Here is a 6,686-nt window from a genome sequence, read left to right on the forward strand (position 1 = left end):
TGAGCTAAGTAAATCGAAATTTAAAACAAAAACCTCCTCAGTTTCCTGAGGAGGCTTTAAACTATTTAGTTTTTGTTTAAAAACTATCTTTTAATAACACGTAGTGTTTTAGTGTTGGACTCTTGAGATACAATGACATTGTAAACTCCAGATGGATATTGGTTTCCTAATTCGAAGTTTTGAATATCAGAAGCATTTATCATTTTGTCTTCTACTAGTTTTCCTATCATGTCATAAACTCTAACATGAATGTTTGCCTCACTATTAGTTTTTACATCCAACTTGAAGTTGGCTGCAAATGGATTTGGATATGCTAAAGCCTCAAATACATTTACTACTTCTAATTGAACATCGGATGCAATAATTCTTGATGTTTGCATAGGAGTCTTGATGGTACATGTTTTACTAAAAGATCCAAAATTTGATTGATTTGGAAACTTAATAGCTACTTGAACAGAGTATATCTCACCATTTGGAACTAATCCAGGGAAGTTATCTAAAGTAAAGCTATTATTTGAACTATCGTAAAAAGTGTCATAATCGATTCCATTGAAAACTCTAAATCGATACATTGTTGCACCTGCTACTGCATCTGCTTCTATTAACATCGAATTACTTGTAACTTGATAATTGTCGCACTGTGAAGCTACCAACGAAGTTGTTGTTAGATTTTGATATATTACATTACATGAATTACCATATGACCCATAATTCCCATTAAATCCAGCAGCTACACGTATTTGATAAGTTTGATTTGGTTGTAAGTTACTGATTAAACCAAGAACTAAAGCTCTATTATTTCTAATTACTTCTATTGGATTAATAAGGCTATTTCCACTTATTTCAAATTTATAACTTGTTGCCCCCAAAACTGTATCTGCAAATATAAAACTAGAACCATTAAATGTGTTTCCACAATGTGTACTGATTAATTTTGTTGGCTTAATTACAGATGTAGTAAAGGTACATGTTGGTCCCCAATCCGAAAATTCTCCATTTGCTCCAAATTTAATAGCCACTCTTACATTGTAAGTTTGATTAAATATTAAACCATTAATTTGGTTTAAACTTAAAACAGGTGATGTATTTGTAAGATAAACAGGGCTTGTCAAGTTACCGCCTGAGATTTCGAATTTATAGTTTGTTACTCCAGCTATTAGACTTGTATTTAGAATATCATCAAGCGCTACATTTTTATTGCAATCTGAACTTGTTAAACTTGGAGGATTTCCCGGGAATACAGTTTGTATAGAGCAAGAAGCTCCATAAAATCCAAAATTGGTATTCCCATTTAATTTAACAGCTACTCTAACGCTGTAAGTTTGATTAAATGAAAATCCAGGTATTTGACTTACGCTTAAAAACCTATAATTTCTAATCAATTCTATAGGTGAAGTTAAATTTCCACCGCTAATTTCAAATTTATATTCACTTGCATTATTGACATTAGTTGCCTGAATTACATCAGTATTATTTACTTGTCTGCCACAATCCAAATCTCTTAAATTAGTGTAATCCCCACAAGCAACGGTAATATTAAAAGTTCTTGTACCGCCACATGCTGTAGTAAAGGATACAGAAACCTGATTAGAGTTTGCAAAATTTATTGGGTGAGTAATACTAACTTGTATACTTGATGTACCAGAACCACCCGTTATGTTCATACCAGTAGGTAAACTCCATACATAATTTGTTCCTATATCTGTTGGTACCGAGTAGGTAGCAGTGGTTAGCGAACATATGTTGGTAGGTCCTGCAATATTTCCGGTAACGCTGCTCACGGCAAGTGTGCGAATAATTCCTGTTCCACATGAGTTACTACCTTGAACATTAATGTTACCAGATCCAAAATTAGATAAATTAAAACTTACTACAATAGCATTTGTTCCTTGCCCAGAAACCAAAGTTGCACCAGTTGGAACAGACCAATTGTAGTTTGTAACACCTGCTACAGCAGCAACAGCGTAAGTATATTGATTTACTGGATTGTTGTTTAACACCTGACCATTAGCGCCTATGGTAGCTTGTGCAGCACCACATACAACCGCAGCACCACTTATCCCGCTTAAAACAGGAGTAGTACCAACAGTTAGGTTAACAGCAGCACTCGTTCCGCAAGAAGAGATAGAACGAACACTTACCAAACCTGATACAGCGTCAGTAACAGCAACAGAGATACTAGAAGTTCCTTGTCCTGAGGTAATAGTCATTCCAGAAGGAACAGTCCATTGGTAGGTTAACCCAGCAACATTAGTAACACTATAGCTTGCTTGTGTTAGAGAACATACAGTACTTGGTCCTGCTATTACAGAAGGAAGTGGAGCGCCAGAAACGTTAATTGTAGCTATTTGCGTAGCTGTTGCCGTAGAACAACTAACACGAATTTGACCCGATACAAAATCTGAAGTTGAAGAAACTGTTATACTTGAAGTTCCCTGACCAGATACAATAATAATACCCGTAGGTACTGTCCAAAAGTAAGTACCGTTGTTTACAGTAGTAGCAGTATACTCTTGCGTAGCATTTGTACAAAGTTCAATCTCACCTGTAATTGCTAAAGCAAAACCACCAGGAGGTATTGGCGCCGCTCTACGAATACGTAGACTACGAGTTGGACTCTCATTACAAGTATTTGTTGCCTTAACACGAAGCGTACCATCGGTATAAGTAGAAGATAAATTCACTGTTATCGATGGACCTGTTTGAGAAAGAATAGTCATACCAGCTGGTAATTCCCAAACATAACTTGTAACACCAGTAACTGGTGTTACAGAATAAGTTGCAACAGTTGTTACAGAAGGTAAAACTGATATTCCGTTAATTGAACTTAATGCTCCTAAATTAGGCAATATTGTAACAGCTACCGCAGTTCTCGCACTTGTTGAACCCGATATGGTCTGTGAAACGAAATAGCTTCTTGTTGCTAAAATAGTATTATTACTTAGCGCAACTCCACCATTTGCAGTTGTAAACCAACTTAAATTAGAGCCTGTAGCTACTAAATTAGCTACTGTTGATCCTGGGCAAAATTCTTGGGTAGCAGGGGCTGTTGGTGGAGGAGTAAATGATCTAAAATTAGCAGTAATGGTTTTTGCTTGATTCATTGTTACTGTTATTGGGTTGGTTGTACCAGTAGCAGCTCCACTCCATCCTGTAAATGATTGCGGCGCAATAGGCGTGGCAGTTAGTGTAACTAATGAATTTTCTGCAAAATTAGAAAAGTTTACATTGTTGGCAGTATTGATACCTGATGGATTACTTACCACATTACCAGTACCTGTTCTATTTACTGTTAGTCCCACGGGATTTACTCCTCCTTGTACAGAGGAACCAAAATCAAAGGTATTACCATAGGCGTAATCACCACAAAGCTCAGGTATAAAGTTATATACCATTATTAAACGCATTCTAACTGGACCGTTAAATGCATTTGCTGGTACTTGTATATTTCCTGTAAATGTAAAAGTAGAACTGTCAATAAACTCCGTTTCGTCATAAACCAACTCTCCTGGATCTTCTAAATTTCCATTGTTGTTAAAGTCAATCCAAAATTTCACATATTCTTGGTAAGGTCCATTGGTTGTTACAACTACGCTTAATGGTACCGTTGTACCTGCTTGTAAAATAGGTATAGGAACGCTGGTGTAGTTGTAATACCCGGGACCTGTGTAATCGTTGTTACCCTGGAAGGATACTCCATTAAATGTTAGTGATTCAACATATTCGCAACAGAATTGCGTCGCCGTCGAAGGGCACAAATCTGTTTGGGCATGGTTAAGCTGACTAATCAACAAAAACCATATAATGAATAGTTTGGTAATTATCTTCATAATTTAAAATTAATTAATTGATTGTTGGTATAAATTTGTAATACGCTGTAATCCGTCTTCAGTGGAAAATTTATCTTTAGGAAAAATAATCCAAACATAGCCATATGGTAAACCGTGATTTACTTGAAAAGAAAATCCGTTTTCAGAAAGTTTTCGATAAAAATTATCTTTTTGTGGAGCTGATAATTGACCAATGTCACTTAAAAAATAAATTTGATTTTTATCGGTAACTAAATGCACAAATTCGCCATTAGCAGGTTTAACTTTTTGAATTTCTTCAATTGTTTCTGCAGATAAACTTTTAAAATAATTTTCTACAATTAGAGTACGAATTCTACCATTTTCACTATGAAAAATCGACTTGTTCTGCGAAAAACAAGTTCCCATAGTGACAAAGAATAGAACTAAAAAATAATGTTTCATTGTTTTGTTTTTTAAATTAATTTTTACTTTTTTAATTGTTTCTACAATAAGATTGATTTTCTATGTCATTGGCCAAATTTTTTTAAGATTAATTATTATTGTACAAATTTGGAATTTTTTTGATTAAAATATATATAGAAAAAATATAGATTTTTTTTTACTTAATTTTATTTAAAATATTGAAAAACAATTAGTTTGGATAAAATGATTTTATTGTGTTTACTTTTTCTCAGTCACTATTTTTTTTTAAATTTAGTTAATTTTTCAGTGAAGCTTTTTAACGGTATAACTTCATAGATAAATAATAATGATGCTTACAATTATTTATATTTTTTTTTAATTTTATTGATACTAGAAAGATAAAGTTGCGGCTTTTTTATTATTGCAAAATAGCTTAGATTGTTTTAGAAAAATAAGATACTGTTATTTTGTATGTTTGTCAGACTTTATTTTATTTAAATAGATTTTTTATGAAGACTTTTCAGTTGCTACTACAGTTCGTTTACATATTCTACAAGTTCATTCTCAGATGAGAAGTTCATTTTTTTTCTAAGTAAGTATTTTTTACTTATAACACTTTCATATGAGATGTTTATAAGCGTTGCAATTTCTTTATTATTTAAGTTTAGTTTTATCAATGATAAAAAGTCAATATCTTTTTTTGTTAGTACGGGATATGTTTTTTTTATTTTTATGGTAAAATCAGGATGCATGTTTGTGAATCTAATTTCAAATTCGCGCCAATAATCATCATTATTAAAAAAACTTTCAATTTTAACAATTATATTTTTCAGTTCTTTATCGTTTGTTTTAATAATATTTGATTGTAAAAAATCAATAATATTAGATTTAATTTGGAATATCTTTAATTGAAGTGCTGTGAGCTCTCGTTCTTTTATTCTTAATAGCTCTCCTTCCAATTTTAATTGCTCGTCTTTAAGTAGGTTATTTTGTTCGTTTAGTTCTTTTTCTTGTTGCAATTGCATCAATATTAGGCCTTGTATTTTATTTTTCTTCTTGTATTTATCAAAAAAATAGGAAATTAGTAATACTGTAAAAAGTATTAAAATCCAAATAATAGTATTTTGTAGTTTTAAATTGGATACTTGTAATTCAAGGTTGCGGTTTTTGTTTATTTCATTCTTGATATTGTACTGATTTAATTTTTTTTGTAACTCTTCAAAAGTATTTTCCTTTTGTCGCTCTGCATAGAGCGTTTGCAAACTTTTTAGCGCGCTGTATTCGGATGCTTTATCTCCAAATTTTCCGTATAGAGTAGCTAGTGTTTCGTAATAAAAAATCTTTTCCTGCAAATTAGCCTGCGAAAGCATTATAGCTGCATCTAAAGCCAACAACTCCTCTATTTCAGAAAAACTATTTTGTTTTTGCAAACTATTAAGATAAAAAGTGAAAATCTCTAAAGATATGTGAGGCAAGTTGGCATACATATAATCAAAAGATTTCTTCAAATAAGGTGTTGCTTTCTTATAATTTTTGATTTTATAATAATACTTCCCAATTCTTCCCATGCAGAAAAACTCATTTCTACTATCTGAAATAACTCGAAATCCTTTGAGCGCAATTGAAAAATAGTGTAACGCTTTGCTTTTTCCTAATTCACTGTAGCACGAACCTATATTCATAATTGCCACATATTTATTTTGAAGGTTATTATCTATATCCTTACCAAAATAAGGTAAGGTTTTATTGTAATTAACAATAGCATTTTCAAAATCACCAACATTGAACTCAATATTAGCTTGACGTAATAATTGAATATTTAATAATTTTTTATCTCCTAAAGCTTCTAATTTTGGTAGTAATTCAGATGAAATTTCTAATGCTTTATTGAAATCAGATTTACTATAGTACACCGAACAAATTTCACTTTCAATTTTTAATAAATTTTTTTCGTCAGAAATAGACCCATATAATTTTTTTGATCGATGTAAATTCGCAATCGCCAAATCATATTTTCCAAATAATTTTTGTGTGTTAGCAATATTACACAAAATATTTGCCTTAGTTTTTACTCCACAATTAGGGTCAAATGCATAGGATTTTTCAAAATAACGAATAGCGCTATCATAATCACCTATTGTGGCATGATAAATCCCAACGTCATTATATGTTTTACAAATTATACTATCCGGTAACTTGGGAAGTAGTAAAATAGAATCCAAATATTTTTTTGCGAGTTTAGTATTAGAAAACTGTACCTTTAAAAATCTCTTATAATAACCATTATAAACCTGATTACTTTGAGCAAAAAGTAAAGAAATATTGAGCAAGAAAATAAAAAAAAATACTTTTTTAAACATACTGAACTTATTTAACGTGAGTTCGACATAAAATTATTGAAAAAGAATTAATTGTTTAGTATCTACAAAGTTGTTTTTTAAAGATGGTTTTTTCTCAGCAAAATTGTAAGCA

At 31.6% G+C, this 6,686-nt stretch carries 3 protein-coding genes; all 3 read right to left on the reverse strand.

The annotated features are described in order from the left end of the window. Positions 1 to 83: 83 nt before the first annotated feature. Complete coding sequence (locus ABD771_RS06035; protein ID WP_345092088.1) at positions 84 to 3,830, reverse strand: GEVED domain-containing protein; 3,747 nt, start codon at positions 3,828 to 3,830, stop codon at positions 84 to 86. A 9-nt stretch (positions 3,831 to 3,839) separates the two neighbouring features. Continuing rightward, positions 3,840 to 4,253, reverse strand: coding sequence for a hypothetical protein (locus tag ABD771_RS06040; protein WP_345092091.1), 414 nt, complete (start codon positions 4,251 to 4,253; stop codon positions 3,840 to 3,842). A 491-nt stretch (positions 4,254 to 4,744) separates the two neighbouring features. Then, entirely contained in the window at positions 4,745 to 6,436 is a 1,692-nt protein-coding gene (locus tag ABD771_RS06045; RefSeq protein ID WP_345092094.1) for a tetratricopeptide repeat protein, read from the reverse strand. Positions 6,437 to 6,686: the final 250 nt, after the last annotated feature.

This window comes from Flavobacterium chungnamense, assembly GCF_039539165.1.
Lineage (GTDB): Bacteria > Bacteroidota > Bacteroidia > Flavobacteriales > Flavobacteriaceae > Flavobacterium > Flavobacterium chungnamense.